This window comes from Bacillus sp. FSL H8-0516, assembly GCF_038635285.1.
Classification (GTDB): domain Bacteria; phylum Bacillota; class Bacilli; order Bacillales; family Bacillaceae; genus Bacillus; species Bacillus safensis.
The window spans coordinates 2,657,261-2,674,008 of record NZ_CP152051.1 but is presented as its reverse complement, the minus strand read 5'-3'; the positions used below and the strand labels follow the sequence as shown (position 1 = coordinate 2,674,008).

Genomic DNA, 16,748 nt, shown 5'->3' with positions numbered 1-16,748 from the left:
TGAAATGAAGAAAAAGGAACAGGGATTCATCGCCCTGTTCCTTTTTTAATCTTGAAAAACATCACTTGATAAGTATCGTTCGCCCGTATCTGCTGTCATACAGATCACAATTTGATCTGCCGGCAATTGCTTGGCTGTTTCAATGGCTGCATAGCAAGCCGCCCCAGAGGATGGGCCTACTAAAATTCCTTCAAGCTTAGCAAGCTGCCGTGTGATCTGATAAGCATCTTCGTCACTTACTTGCACGATGTCATCATAGACGTGCTCGTTTAAAATATGGGGGATAAATCCTGGGCTAGTGCCAACGAGTTTATGCTTCCCAGGTTTCCCGCCAGATAAGACAGGGGAACCCTTAGGCTCTGCCACACGGATGGTTAAATGAGGGAATGCCTTTTTTAATTCCTCTCCAGTTCCTGTAATAGTACCGCCAGTTCCAGCTGTTGCGACAAAGGCACCAAGGGGCTGTCCAAGTTGTTTCACAGCTTCCATAATTTCGACTGCTGTTGTGCCTCTATGTGCATCTGGGTTCGCTCTATTGTCAAACTGCATGGGAATAAAGCTATGAGGAATTTGAGCAGCCAGTTCCTCAGCCTTTCGGATGCAGCCTGGCATTTTTTCTTCTCCTGGGGTTAAGACGACCTGCGCCCCGTATGCCTTCAAAATATTGATTCTTTCCTTTGTCATCGTATCAGGCATGACAAGGATGGCTTTGTAGCCTCTTGCGGCAGCATTCATGGCTAAACCAATCCCTGTATTCCCGCTCGTAGGCTCAATAATGGTTGCTCCTTTTGTGAGTTTCCCTTGTTTTTCTGCTTCGATGAGCATATTGTAAGCCGCGCGGTCTTTTACACTGCCGCTAGGATTAAATGATTCCAGCTTTAAGTAAACAGCCGCCGCATTTTCTGGCTGGAGCCGCTGTAATTTGACAAGCGGTGTATCGCCAATCAGCTCAGCTATATTTTGTGTAACTTTCATCAGATGACACCCTTTCTTCTCATTCCGCATTTCTTTAGTTATACTATCATCAATGGGGATTCGTAAAGTTTGTTAAAAAAGGACAGGTGATATTGTGTCAGAAAACCGTCATTATTTTATAGGGATTCACATCCCTGAACAACTTGCGCATCAAATCAAACAAGACATTGATCAAAGGAGCGGACTGTTCTTTCAAAAATGGACAGCACCACATGATTATCATGTGACCCTTATCTTTTTAGGCGCCATTCCAGAAGAGCGTTTAAAAAAGATCATCCAGCTGCTTGACATCCTTTCAAATGAAGCGTCTGCATTTCCACTAGAGCTGAATGAGGTAGGGCAGTTTGGTGCGAAAGAACGCCCAAGAGTCTTTTTTGCAAAGCCTCATGAAAGTGAGCCGCTCATGCATTTAAGAGAAAAGGTAAAGGAAGCCGTCTTGTCAGCAGGACACCCTGTTGAAAAGAGACCGTTTCATCCGCATATGACGATTGCGCGCAAATGGAATGCGGATGACCCTTATGAAAAGCAAGCACCTTTACGCAAAGAGCCATATGTGATGGAGGTTTCTCGTATCACTTTATTTGAAATACGTCCGAAAGAAACCCCTCGTTATCACGCAATCAAACAATTTACACTACATAAATGATTCTAGAAGTTGGAGTGAGCAGCAGATGGCGCAAATAATCAAAATTCAAGATTATATATCACGATATGAACAAGACCCGCATCACTATATCAATCAATTCAATCGGTTGAAAAAACAAAGATGGGACGAGTTAAAAAAGGCTTCAAAAGAGGAGGCGCAGCAACCGTTTGATCAAATTCCTCAACAAGCGCCAGAACAAGAGGAAGAAAAGAGAAAGAAATTCTCCTTAAAGAGAAAGCAAAAAGAAGCCGATATGAAAAAGGAACGGGACCTGAGTCTTTTTAACGAGCCGACAGATATAGAGCAAGGGGTTTTCAGAAACGTTCCTACCGATGAAACGAAGCTGATTCACTTTTTTAAGGATCATCTCTTTGAAGTGCAATTAAAATGGGCGAGTTCGACGATTTCACATATTTCAACCGTTTCCCATCATATTCGGTATGATGAAAAGCTGCGGATGCTTGCAAGGCAGCTTCCGGATTCTTATTTTGTGATGTACAAGCCGGTGCTGCTCATTCAAAAAGCTGAGATGGAATTATGTCCGATACTCATCACGCCGCTCGAAGTGATCTGTTTATCCTTCTTAGAGGCCGAGCCAGACAGCGTCTATATTGGAACGAAGGAACGTTTTTGGGAAAAACGGGCGACTGGGAAAGCTGTACAGTCTGTCTTGAATCCTTGTGCAAGCCTTTTGCGCTCTGGCACCGTCGTGTCAAAGATCTTACAGCAAAGTGGTGTAGACCTTCCTGTGAAAAAAATCCTCATCAGCCGAACCTCTTATATTGATTTACCTGAAGTTCCATATGGGATGGAGGTTATCGATAAGAAGAAGGCAGAAGAGTGGTTTGAAAAGCAGCGGAAAAATACGGCGCCGACAAAGCATCAGCAATTTAAGGCGACAAAGGCATTGCTTGCTTATGGTGAATCAGACAGCAAAAGAAGACAGGAATGGCTCGATTAAAGGCATGATGGAAGGTCACGAAAAATGAGACCTGAGTGGAGCTAATATATGAATGAATGGTACTTTATCGTTAATCCAGAAGCAGGACATGGAAAAGGACTCCGCACATGGAGGAGCATAGAGAAAGAATTACAAAAGGTGGAGGTCTCTTATCGATCATTTCTCACCCAGCATGAAGGCCATGCCGAAGTTTTGGCAAGACAAATCAGTGCCATGCTGGATGACAGGCTGAAGCGCTTGATTGTTATTGGCGGTGACGGCACCATTCATGAAGTACTGAATGGCTTAAAGGAAATCGATCATGTGCAGCTTAGTTTTGTCCCTGCTGGTCATTGGAATGATGCTGCGAAGGGTCTCGGTATCCATCGTCATGATGTCCTAAAAGAAGTGAGAAAGCAAAAGAGAATGCTCACCAAAACATTTTCTCTCGGCTCCTTTCAAGATCATGCCGAAAGTCCGCAATCTGTTCTCTTTCTCAATCATATCGGTGTGGGGTTTGACGCACATGTGCTGAGGAAAACGGTGCATTTTAGAGGGAAGAAGTGGCTGAAACGGCTGGGGCTTGGCTTTATCATCTACCCTCTGTCATTTCTCCATTCTCTATGGTCGTTTAAGCCGTTTGATCTTGCGCTATTTATTGAAAATGAGAAGAAAGTCTTTCGCCAAGTGTGGTTTGTGATCGTATGTAATCACCCGTATTACGGGGGAGGGCTGGAAGCAGCGCCGGAAGTGAGTGCGAGGCAGCCAGGTTTTCAAACGATGGTTGTCACAGATTTGAATCCATTCAAAGTCCTTTTGTTTCTAAGTGCGATGGTGTTTCGAAAGCACCTTGGGATGAAGGGGGTTACCCTGTTTCAGCATGAGGAAGCGTACTTAGAAGCAGATGAAAAAATCTTATTTCACGCAGATGGAGAAGTGATCGGCGCAACGCCTGTCTTTGTAAAGGCCAGTGAACGATCCTTAAAATTACGTGCTTAAATAACTTGCGGTATATCCGCAGGCAAAGAACCGTGAAAAAAGCCTTCTTTTTCGTAAGGTTCTTGTCCTGATTTTTTAGTTTTGCTTGACGAGTATAAGAAGGTAACGATAAAATCTATAGGACGGCTATTGTTTAGCATCTCATTCTCAATAGCTGTCCTTTTTGTTTTTATGATCATATAAATAAAAAAAGAAACAGCCAATTGATCCTCAATCGGCTGAATTTTGTCGACTAAAAAAGCAAGATTTAAAATATTTTAAGAAATGATGGGTTGAAAATTGATATGAACTGGTTGGGACAAATATTAGGTAGCGAATGGCACATCTCTCCGGCTGGAGGCGCTACGGGAGATGCGTACTTCGCAACACACAATGACCAAAAGCTATTTTTAAAACGCAATACGTCACCGTTTCTTGCGGTTTTGTCAGCTGAAGGCATTGTGCCGAAGCTTGTCTGGACAAAACGGATGGAAAATGGAGATGTGATTACTGCACAGCACTGGCTGAGCGGCAGAGAGCTGAAGCCAAAGGACATGAATGATCGTCCTGTAGCAGAGCAGCTAAGAAAAATTCATACATCAAAAGAATTGCTCGATATGCTGAAACGATTAGAGAAGCACTCTCTAGACCCAGAATCCATTCTGATGCATCTGAAACAGTCCATATTAAACGAGCAAATTGATTCACAAGACATTTCGCGTGCCATCCAGTATTTAGAGAAGCATGTGGAGGCTGTCCATTTTGAGGACAAGGTCGTCTGTCATTGCGATCTCAATCATAATAATTGGCTGCTGACAGATGAAAACCAGCTCTATTTGATCGATTGGGATGGGGCGATGATTGCAGACCCAGCGATCGATCTTGGACCGCTTTTATACCATTATGTTGAGGAAGAGAACTGGGAAAGCTGGCTCTCTATGTACGGCGCCCCGCTGACGGACAATTTGCGAAAGCGCATGGCGTGGTACGTGCTCGCTGAAACCGTATCGTTTGTCGTTTGGCATAAACGAAAAGGGAATGAAAAGGCGCAAAAAGAAGTGCAAGCGGAGCTAAATGCACTCTTAAAACGGTTAAACATCCATTAAGACAGTGGAATGTTCTCGACCCACTCAGACAGATGTGATTGATGCTCCTCAATATGTGCATCAATTGAACTGACAGAGGTGCCCTTTTGGCTGTAATCATAAATATCTGTTAACAGCTGACGAATGTCAGCATCCAGATCTTCTTTTGCCAGCATTAATTGAATCACGCGTCCCACCTGTTCATATTCTGCAACAGTCCCGCAGCAATCCAGCTGGTGATCGGTTAAAATATCTTTGATTAATTGAAGCTGATGTTGACGGTTTAAACCCATACAAATGCTCCTTTCCTGCGTGTCATTTATGAGGTTAAACTGTGCATTCAGCGTCCAATTTATACATGCGGCAGACCAGCTCAAGCGAAGGGCTGGTCTTTTTATATGGACATAGAGATGCTGTCTTGCGGGTCTTTATGTTTCATGGTATCTTGATAAAATGTAAAGAAAATAGAGGTGTATCAAATTGAGAATGCGACATAAACCATGGGCTGATGATTACTTAGCTGAGAATGCTCATATTGCTTTAGCAAGTCCCGAGCAATATAAAGGGAAATGGCATGAGCTGTTTGGAAATGATCATCCAATCCATATCGAAGTTGGGACAGGGAAAGGGAGCTTTATTGCTGGAATGGGCAAGCTTCATCCTGATATCAACTATATTGGCATTGAATTATTTAAAAGTGTTATTGTGACGGCAGTAGATAAAATCAAAGAGACAGATGTTGAAAATGTAAAGCTTTTGAACATCAATGCTGAGACGCTGACAGATGTGTTTGCGGAAAATGAGATTGACCGGGTGTATTTGAATTTCTCTGATCCGTGGCCAAAAGCAAGACACGAAAAGCGCAGATTGACGTTTAAAACCTTTTTAGAGCGATATGAACATATTCTTCGTCCAGGCGGTGAATTACATTTCAAAACAGATAACCGCGGGTTATTTGAATATTCCTTAAAAAGTTTTTCTGCCTACGGTCTTCTTTTAACGTATGTCAGCCTAGATTTACATGAGGACGGCTTAGAAGGAAACGTGATGACTGAATATGAAGAGAAATTCTCGTCTATGGGACAACCGATCTATCGATCAGAAGTCAAATTCCCAGAATAACAAGTGACATCAAGCTGGCTGCAAAGAAAAATGGCAGCCAGCTTTTTTTATGAAAAGATTGGTGCATGCGATTTTTGGCTGTATTTGCTACGATAGAAAAAGGAGGGATGACAGCAATGGAGACAATGAAAATAGGTGAAATGGAACTGTTTTGGTTAAACGGGGGAGATACGCACATGGACGGCGGTGCGATGTTCGGTGTCGTGCCAAAGCCATTATGGTCAAAAAAGTACCCGGTAAATGACCGCAATCAAATTGAATTACGATGTGATCCAATTCTTATTCGGTGGAAGGGTCTTCATCTGTTAGTGGATTCCGGCATCGGATCAGGGAAGCTGACAGATAAACAAAAACGCAATTACGGCGTGACAGAGGAAACCAAATTGGAAGAATCTCTAGCGACGCTTGGCCTGCGCCCATCAAATATTGATTACGTATTGATGACACATCTGCACTTCGATCATGCCAGCGGATTAACAAAACGTGAAGGCGATAAGCTTGTGTCTGTTTTTCAGCAGGCAAAAATCATCACCTCGAAAATCGAATGGGATGAAATGAGAGCGCCGAACATTCGCTCAAGAAATACATATTGGAAAGAAAACTGGGAGCCTGTAGCAGACCAAGTGGTCACATTTGAAGAAAGCATCGAAGTGACAGAAGGCATCGAGCTGCATCATACAGGCGGCCACAGTAATGGTCATAGCATTTTAACGTTCACAAGTGAGGGTGAAACAGCGATTCATTTAGCTGATATCATGCCAACACATGCTCATAAAAATCCACTTTGGGTTTTGGCATATGATGATTACCCAATGACCTCGATTCCAGCCAAGCAAAAGTGGCAGGCATTTGCAGAAGAAAAAAATGCGTGGTACTTGTTTTATCATGATGCCATTTATCGTGCTGTAAAATGGGACGAAGACGGGCAGATCACACACGAAATCAAAAGAGAAACAGGAAGATAAAAGATCATCTGTATGTTTTTTTCGCCTTTCACACAAAATAACGACAAAATGAACTTGTGAAAGGAAGAGTGCAGGTGAACCAATTTTATCGTGTACATGGTGATGTGATCGAAACACCATTAAGAGGGATGGAAGTCATGTCAGTCCCTTATTTAAATAAAGGGGTTGCATTTACAAAGGAAGAGCGGGAGGAGCTCGGGTTAAAGGGATTTCTTCCGCCTAAGGTCTTAACCTTAGAGGATCAGGCAAAGCGTGCATATGAGCAGTTCAAGGCACAGCCGGATGATCTAGGGAAAAATGTGTATTTAACATCACTTCATGATAGAAATGAAGTGCTTTTTTACAAATTACTTAATGAGCACTTGGCGGAAATGCTTCCGATTGTCTACACGCCGACTGTAGGAACGGCTATTCAGCGTTATAGCCATGAGTATCGAAAGCCAAGAGGACTGTATTTATCGATTGATGATCTGGAAGGCATGGAAGAGATTTTTGCCTCTTATGGTGTCGATGAATCAATCGACTTAATCGTTGCAACTGATGCAGAAGGCATTTTAGGTATTGGAGACTGGGGCGTTGGCGGGATTGCCATTTCAGTTGGGAAACTTGCTGTTTATACAGCTGCAGCAGGCATTGATCCCAGCCGCGTGCTGGCAGTAGTGCTTGATGCTGGAACGAACCAGGAAAGTCTCTTGAATGATCCGCTTTATGTTGGAAATCAGCACTCCCGCGTTCGAGGAGAGCGCTATGATCAGTTCATTGATCAATATGTCGAGCTTGCCCGCGCTACTTTCCCAAATGCCCTCCTTCATTGGGAAGACTTTGGGACAAAGAATGCCCGTGCGATATTGGAAAAATATAAGGACCGTATTTGTACATTTAACGATGACATTCAAGGGACTGGCGCTGTTTCACTTGCTGCAGTTCTAGCATGTGCAAAAGCTTCGAAAGTTCCGCTGAAAGATCACCGTATTGTCATTTTTGGAGCGGGTACGGCAGGTATTGGCATAGCCGAGCAAATCCGTGATGCGATCGTCAGAGACGGAGTCAAAGAAGAGGAGTCCTACGATCATTTCTGGTGTATTGATAAAACGGGGCTACTCACAGATGATTCACCTGACATTCAGCCATTTCAAAAGCCGTATGCAAGACGTTCTGACGAAGTAAAGGATTATGCCCGTAATGGTCCAAAGCATTCGATTGATCTATTAGAGGTCGTCAAGCAGGCGAAACCAACGATCTTAATTGGCACCTCGACTGTCGGAGGCGCTTTTACAGAGGAAATTGTAAAAGAAATGGCGTCACACGTGGAGCGCCCAGCGATTTTACCGATGTCGAATCCGACCCCTCTTTCAGAAGCAAAGCCGCAAGATCTGATCGAGTGGACTGAAGGACGTGCCCTTGTGACAACGGGAAGTCCATTTGATCCTGTCGAGTATGGCGGTGTCACATATGAAATTGGACAAGCGAATAATGCCCTTGTCTTCCCAGGTCTTGGTCTAGGCACAATTGTGTCAAAAGCCAGGTTGATGACAGACAGTATGTTTGTTGCGAGTGCTGAAGCCATTGCAAGCATGGTCAATGTTGGGAAGCCGGGTGCAGCGATGCTGCCAAGTGTCGATCAGCTTCGAACCGTTTCAGCGACAGTGGCCGTCCGTGTGGCGCAGGCAGCAATTGATGAAGGAATAGCAGAAGAAACGCCTGATGATCTTATTCAGGCTGTGCAGGACGCTATGTGGCATCCTGTGTACAAAAAAATCAAAGCCATATAAAAAAAGCTTCGCAAGGACACGTCTTTGCGAAGCTTTCTTGATCAAGCAACAGAATCAATGACATCCACGATCATGCCAGTTTTGGCATCAATCATCACTTCATACTGTTCAAGCTCGCCAAAGGCAGAGCGGGTGATGCCAGATTTGTACACATCAATCGTTTCACCATTTACGGTATACGGTTCTGGTACAGTATAAATCCAAGAGCCATCAATAGGGCCGCGCTGTTTAAAAGCAGATTTCACAATTTTTAATGCTTTTTCAGATGAGATATACGTAGGGAAAAATACTTTCTTTGCAACAATTGCAGCGGCTACGCCAATACTCGCACCAATTAGAACATGTTTTAACTTCAACGTGCTGCACCTCCGTATTGCTGTTTTTTCCATTATACAAAACTTGTCCATTGATGTTAAGGAATCCGAATACTTGAAAGCATATTCAAAATTTCTGGAGAGATACTTGGAAAACCGAAAGAATTCTTATAGTATAAAGTGAGTGTTATTTTTATAGGAATATATATGGTCATTACATAGAAACGAGGTAAACTGTAGAATGAACGAAGAAACATTGTCACTTTTCCGAAATTTAACAGAATTACAGGGAACTCCAGGAAATGAGCACCATGTGCGTGCTTTTATGAAAAAGGAACTTGAGAAATATTCTGATGAACTCATTCAAGACCGTCTTGGCGGAGTGTTTGGCGTACGCAAGGGGCAGGAAAACGCACCGAAAATTATGGTAGCGGGTCATATGGATGAAGTCGGATTCATGGTCTCATCGATTACGAAAAACGGGATGATTCGTTTTCAAACACTTGGCGGCTGGTGGAGTCAAGTCATGCTGGCGCAGCGTGTGGACGTCCATACCGATCACGGGCCAATTCCTGGTGTCGTCTCTAGTACACCTCCTCACCTTCTGACGCCAGAACAAAAAAGCAAGCCTGTGAAGCCGTCAGATATGCTCATTGATATTGGTGCAGACAGTGAAGAAGAGGCAAAAGAGCTTGGCGTTCGTCCAGGACAGCAAATCGTTCCTGCAACGGTTTTTACCCCAATGGCGAATCCAAAAAAGATTTTAGCGAAGGCTTGGGATAACCGCTATGGCTGCGGCCTTGCAATTGAATTATTAAAAGAATTAAAAGACGAAACACTTTCATGTCAGCTGTACTCAGGAGCAACTGTTCAAGAGGAAGTAGGGCTTAGAGGGGCTGAGGTAGCTGCGAATATGATTCAGCCAGATCTTTTCTTCGCTTTAGATGCGAGTCCTGCAAACGATGTGACAGGTGACAAAACACAGTTCGGCCAGCTTGGAAAAGGTGCACTTCTGCGTATTTTTGATCGGACAATGATTACGCACCGCGGAATGAGAGACTTTGTGCTTGATACTGCTGATACAAACAACATTCCATATCAATATTTCGTATCACCGGGTGGTACGGACGCTGGACGTGTTCATATTTCAAACCAAGGTGTGCCTTCTGCTGTCATTGGGGTTTGCGCACGCTACATTCATACAAGTCATTCTGTTTTGCATGTGGATGATTACGCAGCGGCAAAAGAGTTAATTGTCCGCCTTGTTAAAAATTGTGATCAAAGTACAGTGGATTCTATTTACCAACAAGTATAAATAGAATAGAAAAAGGCTGCTTCTTCAATGAGAGCAGCTTCAGCGCGTAGACAAACCCTCGCATTCTTTGTTAGTCCTGCGTGCCGGTGCTCACGAATGTACAATTCGCTCCGCTCCGGTACTCGTCCTTCCTAGACTGCAAAGGTTTTCTATCACGCTGAAAAGAAGACAAAGGGCTAAAATAAAGATCATTTTAGCCCTTTGTCAACAATCTGAGGCTGCTTCTTCAATGAGAGCAGCCTTTTTTCTTATTGCTGTTCAAACACATAAGATAACGCCTTGATCGCTTGGTTTACGGTTTCCACAGTGATATTTGCTTTGTTTGAGAGTTCTTTTAACGGATGGTGCAGCTCTTTTGGACGGATTAAAATAAGAGGTTTCCCTTTTGCAATCGCAGCAGATGCATCCATGGCTGTGTTCCACTGTTTATATTTCTCACCAAAGCGTGCAATGACGACATCTGCTTTGTTTAATAAAATTTCAGTACGAAAATTGTTCAAATCAGAAGCTGCATCATCTTTGAAAATGGCATTCGGCTGCTCACCTAAAATATCCTCACCGATGTTATCTGAGCGGTCATGATTCTCCATTGGACCGACAAATGTCACTGGCAGCTTCAAAGATTGGCTTTTCTCCTTGATTTCTTCACGCCACTGGCTATGAATTTCTCCAGCTAAATAGACAGTTAATTGCATAACGATCTCCTCCTTTTGTACAAACTTAGTAAAGGTTTGTCCTGTTTCTTTTCATGTTACACAAGAAGTGCTTGATAAAGCAAAAAAAATATGATTATGATATTCATGGTAGAGACTATTTTTCATCGTAAGAATACTACATATAATGGGAAGGACAGGCCTCTTCGTCTTTCCTATGAGAAAGCAGGAAGACGACGTTGATGACTTATTTGAAAAGAAAGGGGATCTCCCTTTCGCCAAAGGTGTATTTCATTGATGCACTTTCTTATATGGCTTTAGGTCTATTTGCTACATTAGTGGTAGGTCTGATTTTAAAAACAGCAGGCGGTCTGTTATCACTTTCTCTCATTGTGAAAATGGGTACGCTTGCTATGGGTCTGATGGGACCGGCAATTGGCGTAGCAGTTGCTTATCGCTTAAATGCTTCTCCATTAATCATTTTTGCAAGTGTTGTCTCAGGTGCCGCTGGAGCAGAGCTTGGGGGACCAGCCGGAAGCTTCGTGGCTGCTCTAATTGGGGTGGAAATAGGCAAACTGGTTAGTGGTGAGACAAGAATTGATATTATTTTAACGCCGCTTGTCACCATTATCACTGGCTTTTTCACTGCTGCTTTCATCGGTCCTGGCATTCAGGCGATGATGACAGGGCTTGGCAGACTTATCATGTGGGGGACAGACCAAAGCCCGCTGATCATGGGTATGCTAGTAGCGACCATTGTTGGACTTGCTCTCAGTTCTCCGATTTCAAGTGCTGCACTTGCGCTCATGCTTGATTTAAGCGGGACAACTGCTGGTGCTGCAACGATTGGCTGCTGTGCTCAAATGGTTGGCTTTGCTGCTGCAGGCTTTAGAGAAAATCGCTTTGGCGGTCTTGCGGCTGTCGGCATTGGGACGTCAAAGTTGCAGCTTTCGAACATTGTGAAAAACCCCCTCATCCTGATTCCGCCGACGATTGCTGGTCTCATTCTCGCGCCAATTGGTATTATTGGCTTTGGGATGGTCAATAATGCGGCAGGAGCGGGAATGGGAACGAGTGGGCTTGTTGGACAGCTCATGACCCTGACTGTCATGGGGTTTCATCCATCTGTATTTCTGGCGATAGCTCTCTTGCATATCGTTGGCCCGGCAGTGATTAGTTTGGTAGTATCAGAATGGATGAGAAAGAAAGGCTACATACAATACGGAGATTTAACCATACAAACTGGAGGAATGAAACATGAAAAAAATTGAATCAAACGAAGAATTACAAAAAGTGATTCAAGAAGACTTAACAGTATTGCTATTTTCAGCTGACTGGTGCCCGGACTGCACATTTATTGAGCCATTCTTGCCAGAGCTTGAAGCAAACTACCCAGAATTTGAGTACTTCTATGTTGATAGAGACAAGTTCATTGACACTTGTGCAGAGTGGGAAATTTACGGCATTCCAAGCTTTTTAGTCTTTAAAAACGGACAAGAGATTAACCGCTTTGTCAGCAAAGATCGTAAGACAAAGGAAGAGATTGAAGCATTTTTAACAGATTCTCTTTCTAAATAACGAAAGGAGAGTCTAAAACGATGGCAAAAATGACATCAAGACAGCTTGCGAATGAACTCAAAAGCCGTCTGACGAACGACAGCTGGTCACACCAGTTTGACCGGGAAAAAGATACGCTTCGTATTGAAGATAAACAAACAGGCAAAGGCATCACACTAGAGCTCCCGCCAATTATTGCAAAGTGGGAAGTAAAGCCTGATGAAACCATCGATGAGATCGTTTATTATGTGAAAGAAGCGCTGAGTGCGATGAAAGGCGAAGCGCAGCACATTTCTGGAAAAGAAAAGCAGATCTATCCAGTCATTCGTTCCACTTCCTTTCCTGAGGCATCAAGTGATGGAATTCCCCTCGTGTTTGATGAGCATACAGCAGAAACGAGAATCTACTATGCACTTGATCTTGGAAGCACCTACCGATTAATTGATGAAAAGATGCTTCAAAAGGAAAACTGGACAAAAGAGCGAATTAGAGAAACCGCCAGCTTCAACGTCCGTTCGCTAGAAACTGTAGTGAAAATGGATGAAGTGGCAGGCAACCGGTTTTATTTCTTCCGTGCAAATGACGGATATGACGCCAGCAGACTTTTAAATGAATCGTTATTACAAGAATACGCGCAAAAAATAGAAGGACAAATGGCGATTTCTGTTCCCCATCAAGATGTATTCATCATTGCTGATGTTCGCAATGATTCAGGCTATGATATTTTAGGACAGATGTCGATGAGCTTCTTCGCCAGCGGTACGGTTCCGATTACCGCATTATCATTTTTATATGATGAGGGGAAGCTTGAACCGATCTTTATACTTGCAAAAAGCAGACCAAAACAGCAGTAGAAGGGAATTTTGAAGAATGAACGTTTTTTATAATGCAGAAGGTGTAGGCGACACACTCCTTATTTCATTGAAAGATGTGACGAGAGAAGAAGTAGGTCATGAAACGTTTGGAGATGTAGTACGAATCTTCAATCAAGAAACAAAAGAAACAACAGGCTTTAATATCTTCAATGCATCGACTTACATGAAAATTGAAGAAAACGGATCTGTCCCGCTTTCTGAAACCATTGTTCAAGATATCAATGAAATTTTAAACCGCAACGGTGTCAGTGAAACGTTGACTGTGGATCTATCACCAAAATTTGTTGTCGGCTATGTGAAGGAAAAAGAAAAGCATCCGAACGCAGATAAATTAAACATTTGCCAAGTTGATGTGGGCGATGAAACCTTACAAATCGTGTGCGGTGCACCAAACGTTGACCAAGGCCAATATGTCGTGGTGGCGAAAGTCGGTGCAGTGATGCCAAGCGGTATGGTCATCAAAGATGCTGAGCTTAGAGGCGTTCCATCAAGCGGCATGATCTGTTCAGCGAAAGAGTTAGATCTTCCAGACGCACCTGCTGAAAAAGGGATTCTTGTTTTAGATGGAAGCCATCAAGCTGGCGAACCCTTTAAAGCGTAACCTCCCATAAACGGGCACATAGGAGCGAAGAATGTGTTATACCAAAAGTCACTAAGTACGTACTTAGTGACTTTTTTTCATCTACAGACAGCATGAACAGCAAAAAGCGGCACTTTTCTCGCTTTTCTGCATGAAAAAGCAATGGTATACTAAAAATCGCCCAAGAAAACGTAAGGGGAGTTAAAGTGAGTGATAAATGATGAGTTGGTTAGATAAATTTTTTAGTGTATTTTTAGGAGAAGAAAAGAAAGAAGAAAAAGCTGCAAGACCTGAAGAAGATCTAGCTGCACCAAAGCAGCCAGCTTTTGAACCGCATAAAGAATATAAAAAAATCGAAGATACGAAAGTGTATTATGAATATCCAAAAGGGAACTTTCGCTTTCCGCTCGTTCCAGATGAACCTCAGCGCGATGGAGTGAAGCCGGAGAGAAGACGCGCCAAACCAAGCCAGTCAAAGACCAGACAGACAACCTATCAGCCTAAACAAACGCTTCAGCCTGATATGAATAAAAAGCCATTCAAGCCAGAGCAAATTCCATCACCGATCTATGGCTATCATCAGGATATGCGTCCAAAACGGGCAGATGCAAAAGAAGAAACAGCTTCAGTTCAAAGGAAAGCAGCAGAAGAAACGGCGCAGCGTGTCACACTGTTATCAGAAGAGGCAGAGCGTGAACGGAATGTCAGACAGCAAATGAACATCCCGTCAATACAGAAAGAAAAACGTATCGAGGAAATGGTTTCAGCGTCAGCAAAAGAGAGAGCAGATAAGGATCCAGCAGTAACCCCGCATACATTGCAAGAGGAACTCGCTTATCAAGATCATGTTCAATCGACGATGGAACGTTTAACTGACGAGCCTTTCATCGAGCCAGAAGAAAACGAGCCAGAAGATCATCATGAAGCTGATTTACATAAGCAGCAAGCCGAAGTCTATCAGAAGCAGCCGGCAGAGTCTGAGCCGGAACAGGCTGTTTTTTCCATTGATGAAGAAGAAATAAAGGACGAGCCTGTCCATCAGTTTGAAGAGCATACTGAGGAAATAGAGATGTTGACCTTCGAAACACCGGAACCTTCGCAGCCAGCGATTGAAATGGAAGTAGACATTCCAGCAGAAGAAGCGGCGTTAACAGAAAACATTTCAGCAGAACCGGTGGAAGAAGTAGAAGCTGATCCAATAGAAAACAAACAAGAAGAAGCGCCAGCGGCAGCATTTGAAGAAGCTGAGCCAGTCAAACATGACCTGCAGGAAGATCAGCTGGTTCAAGAAGCTGAAATTGAAGAAGATCAAGCGGTGCCAGTAGAACAAGTAAGAGAGGAACAAACTGCATCTGAACCGGCAGAAACGGTTATAGAGCAGCAAGAACAAACGCAGGAAGTCAAGAAAGAAGAACCAAAACAGACATCTCCGCAGCCACAACGCACAAGCGGGCAAACCTCTACGGTTCCGTTTAATGTCATGATGTTAAAAAGCGATCAGCGCGTGCAAGGGCAAAAGAAAGCAGCCGATACACAAGGATATGTTTTTCCAAGTCTCGCCCTTTTAGACGTACCGCCAGCTCAAAAAGAAGAGGACGGGACATGGGTGAAAGAGCGGGCTGAGCTGCTCAATGCAACACTTAAAAATTTCAACGTAAGAGCAAGTGTGGTTCATGTCACACAGGGCCCTTCTGTGACAAGGTTTGAAGTACATCCAGAACCAGGTGTCAAAGTGAACAAAATCACGAACCTGTCAGATGATATTAAACTTAGTTTGTCCGCAAAGGATATTCGAATTGAAGCCCCGATTCCAGGAAAGAACACAATCGGGATCGAAGTGCCAAACCTGCACAGTAAAATGGTGTTCTTAAGAGAAATGATCAGAAGCAGTGCGTTTAGAGACAATCCATCTCCTTTAACAGCGGCACTTGGATTAGATATCTCAGGCCAGCCTGTCGTGGTTGATCTGCAAAAAATGCCGCACGGCTTAATTGCTGGAGCAACTGGTTCAGGAAAAAGTGTCTGCATTAATACGATTTTAGTGAGCTTAATGTTTAAAGCATCACCAGATGAAGTGAAAATGCTCTTAATTGACCCTAAAATGGTTGAATTAGCGCCGTATAACCACATTCCGCACCTTGTGAGTCCTGTCATTACCGATGCTAAGACAGCAACAGCTGCTCTGAAATGGGTAGTGGATGAAATGGAAAGACGCTATGAACTATTTGCACACTCTGGCGTGAGAGAAATTAAACGATTCAATGAGCTTGTAAAAGAAAAACAAATGGGTGAAAAACTACCTTATCTCGTCGTGGTGATCGATGAGCTGGCTGATTTAATGATGGTCGCACCAAATGAAGTCGAAGAAAGCATCTGCCGAATTGCTCAAAAAGCAAGAGCATGCGGCATTCACTTATTGATTGCGACACAAAGACCTTCTGTTGATGTCATCACAGGTCTCATTAAAGCCAATATCCCAACAAGAATTGCGTTTTCTGTTTCAAGTCAGGTTGATTCAAGAACGATCATTGACATGGCCGGTGCTGAAAAGCTTCTTGGAAAAGGAGACATGCTCTTCTTAGAAAATGGCTCCGGCAAGCCGACAAGGCTGCAAGGGAACTTTGTATCAGACCGTGAGATTGATCAAGTGGTGGCACATGTGAGAAAGCAGCGCAAGCCAGTGTTCCTTTTTGAACAGGAGGAACTAATGCTTCAAGGCTCTGCGATTACAGACGAAGATGAATTGTTTATGGATGCCTGCCGTTTTGCCATCGAGCAGAATAGCGCTAGTACATCAAGTTTGCAGCGAAGATTTAGAATTGGCTACAATCGTGCAGCCAGACTGATTGACATGATGGAACGCGAGGGCATGATTTCTGGTGCGAAAGGCAGTAAGCCAAGAGAAGTGCTCATGACGCTGAGTGACTTAGAACAGTTGATCTAAACAAACCACTTCATTTTTTTTATAAAC

General features: G+C 43.5%; 17 protein-coding genes. 13 read left to right on the top strand and 4 right to left on the bottom strand.

Translation table 11 applies throughout. From position 1 onward, the window contains the following. Positions 1 to 45 precede the first annotated feature (45 nt). Positions 46 to 978, bottom strand: coding sequence for a cysteine synthase A (gene cysK, locus MHB67_RS13500; protein ID WP_342492930.1), 933 nt, complete (start codon positions 976 to 978; stop codon positions 46 to 48). A 91-nt stretch (positions 979 to 1,069) separates the two neighbouring features. Between cysK and thpR the strand changes: the two genes are divergently transcribed. The 4 genes from thpR to MHB67_RS13480 all read left to right on the top strand — a co-directional run bounded on the left by thpR (position 1,070) and on the right by MHB67_RS13480 (position 4,645). Then, positions 1,070 to 1,621, top strand: a complete 552-nt coding sequence (thpR, locus tag MHB67_RS13495) for an RNA 2',3'-cyclic phosphodiesterase (protein WP_268421432.1) — start codon at positions 1,070 to 1,072, stop codon at positions 1,619 to 1,621. A gap of 25 nt (positions 1,622 to 1,646) precedes the next feature. Next, complete coding sequence (locus tag MHB67_RS13490) at positions 1,647 to 2,582, top strand: hypothetical protein (protein ID WP_024424870.1); 936 nt, start codon at positions 1,647 to 1,649, stop codon at positions 2,580 to 2,582. A gap of 48 nt (positions 2,583 to 2,630) precedes the next feature. Then, positions 2,631 to 3,560: a YegS/Rv2252/BmrU family lipid kinase gene (locus tag MHB67_RS13485; protein WP_073207035.1), complete on the top strand. Its 930-nt coding sequence runs from the start codon at positions 2,631 to 2,633 to the stop codon at positions 3,558 to 3,560. A 284-nt stretch (positions 3,561 to 3,844) separates the two neighbouring features. After that, complete coding sequence (locus tag MHB67_RS13480) at positions 3,845 to 4,645, top strand: phosphotransferase family protein (RefSeq protein WP_024424868.1); 801 nt, start codon at positions 3,845 to 3,847, stop codon at positions 4,643 to 4,645. Here the strand turns inward: MHB67_RS13480 and MHB67_RS13475 are convergent. Next, positions 4,642 to 4,917, bottom strand: coding sequence for a YtzH-like family protein (locus tag MHB67_RS13475; RefSeq protein ID WP_024424867.1), 276 nt, complete (start codon positions 4,915 to 4,917; stop codon positions 4,642 to 4,644). The two genes, MHB67_RS13480 and MHB67_RS13475, sit on opposite strands and share 4 nt — an antisense overlap. 187 nt (positions 4,918 to 5,104) lie before the next feature. Here MHB67_RS13475 and trmB point away from each other — a divergent pair, with 187 nt between their 5' ends. The 3 genes from trmB to MHB67_RS13460 all read left to right on the top strand — a co-directional run bounded on the left by trmB (position 5,105) and on the right by MHB67_RS13460 (position 8,483). Next, on the top strand, positions 5,105 to 5,746 hold the full coding sequence (trmB, locus tag MHB67_RS13470; protein ID WP_024424866.1) for a tRNA (guanosine(46)-N7)-methyltransferase TrmB: 642 nt from the start codon (positions 5,105 to 5,107) through the stop codon (positions 5,744 to 5,746). Positions 5,747 to 5,862: 116 nt separating this feature from the next. Next, positions 5,863 to 6,711 carry an MBL fold metallo-hydrolase gene (locus tag MHB67_RS13465; RefSeq protein ID WP_342492566.1) on the top strand — a complete coding sequence of 283 codons (849 nt, stop codon included), beginning with the start codon at positions 5,863 to 5,865 and terminating at the stop codon, positions 6,709 to 6,711. 74 nt (positions 6,712 to 6,785) lie between these two features. Continuing rightward, the gene (locus tag MHB67_RS13460; RefSeq protein ID WP_024424864.1) at positions 6,786 to 8,483 is read left to right on the top strand and encodes an NAD-dependent malic enzyme; all 1,698 of its coding nucleotides are present in this window, start codon (positions 6,786 to 6,788) and stop codon (positions 8,481 to 8,483) included. Between the two features lie 41 nt (positions 8,484 to 8,524). Here MHB67_RS13460 and MHB67_RS13455 read toward each other — a convergent pair whose 3' ends face one another. Then, positions 8,525 to 8,839, bottom strand: coding sequence for a PepSY domain-containing protein (locus tag MHB67_RS13455; RefSeq protein WP_003217759.1), 315 nt, complete (start codon positions 8,837 to 8,839; stop codon positions 8,525 to 8,527). A gap of 199 nt (positions 8,840 to 9,038) precedes the next feature. Between MHB67_RS13455 and MHB67_RS13450 the strand changes: the two genes are divergently transcribed. After that, positions 9,039 to 10,112 carry a M42 family metallopeptidase gene (locus MHB67_RS13450; RefSeq protein WP_342492565.1) on the top strand — a complete coding sequence of 358 codons (1,074 nt, stop codon included), beginning with the start codon at positions 9,039 to 9,041 and terminating at the stop codon, positions 10,110 to 10,112. 248 nt (positions 10,113 to 10,360) lie between these two features. Here the strand turns inward: MHB67_RS13450 and MHB67_RS13445 are convergent, their stop codons facing one another. Beyond that, positions 10,361 to 10,807, bottom strand: a complete 447-nt coding sequence (locus MHB67_RS13445; RefSeq protein ID WP_342492564.1) for a YtoQ family protein — start codon at positions 10,805 to 10,807, stop codon at positions 10,361 to 10,363. 200 nt (positions 10,808 to 11,007) lie between these two features. Between MHB67_RS13445 and MHB67_RS13440 the strand changes: the two genes are divergently transcribed. The 5 genes from MHB67_RS13440 (at position 11,008) to MHB67_RS13420 (ending at position 16,721) form a co-directional block, all read left to right on the top strand. After that, positions 11,008 to 12,036, top strand: a complete 1,029-nt coding sequence (locus MHB67_RS13440; protein WP_342492563.1) for a PTS sugar transporter subunit IIC — start codon at positions 11,008 to 11,010, stop codon at positions 12,034 to 12,036. After that, positions 12,023 to 12,343: a thioredoxin family protein gene (locus tag MHB67_RS13435; protein WP_024424860.1), complete on the top strand. Its 321-nt coding sequence runs from the start codon at positions 12,023 to 12,025 to the stop codon at positions 12,341 to 12,343. The genes MHB67_RS13440 and MHB67_RS13435 overlap by 14 nt, the downstream gene beginning before the upstream one ends. Before the next feature lie 20 nt (positions 12,344 to 12,363). After that, complete coding sequence (locus tag MHB67_RS13430; RefSeq protein ID WP_024426180.1) at positions 12,364 to 13,176, top strand: DUF1444 domain-containing protein; 813 nt, start codon at positions 12,364 to 12,366, stop codon at positions 13,174 to 13,176. Positions 13,177 to 13,192: 16 nt separating this feature from the next. Then, positions 13,193 to 13,798 (top strand): YtpR family tRNA-binding protein, encoded by a 606-nt coding sequence (ytpR, locus tag MHB67_RS13425; RefSeq protein ID WP_024424858.1) that lies wholly within the window; start codon positions 13,193 to 13,195, stop codon positions 13,796 to 13,798. A 196-nt stretch (positions 13,799 to 13,994) separates the two neighbouring features. After that, positions 13,995 to 16,721, top strand: a complete 2,727-nt coding sequence (locus MHB67_RS13420; protein WP_151040421.1) for a DNA translocase FtsK — start codon at positions 13,995 to 13,997, stop codon at positions 16,719 to 16,721. Positions 16,722 to 16,748: the final 27 nt, after the last annotated feature.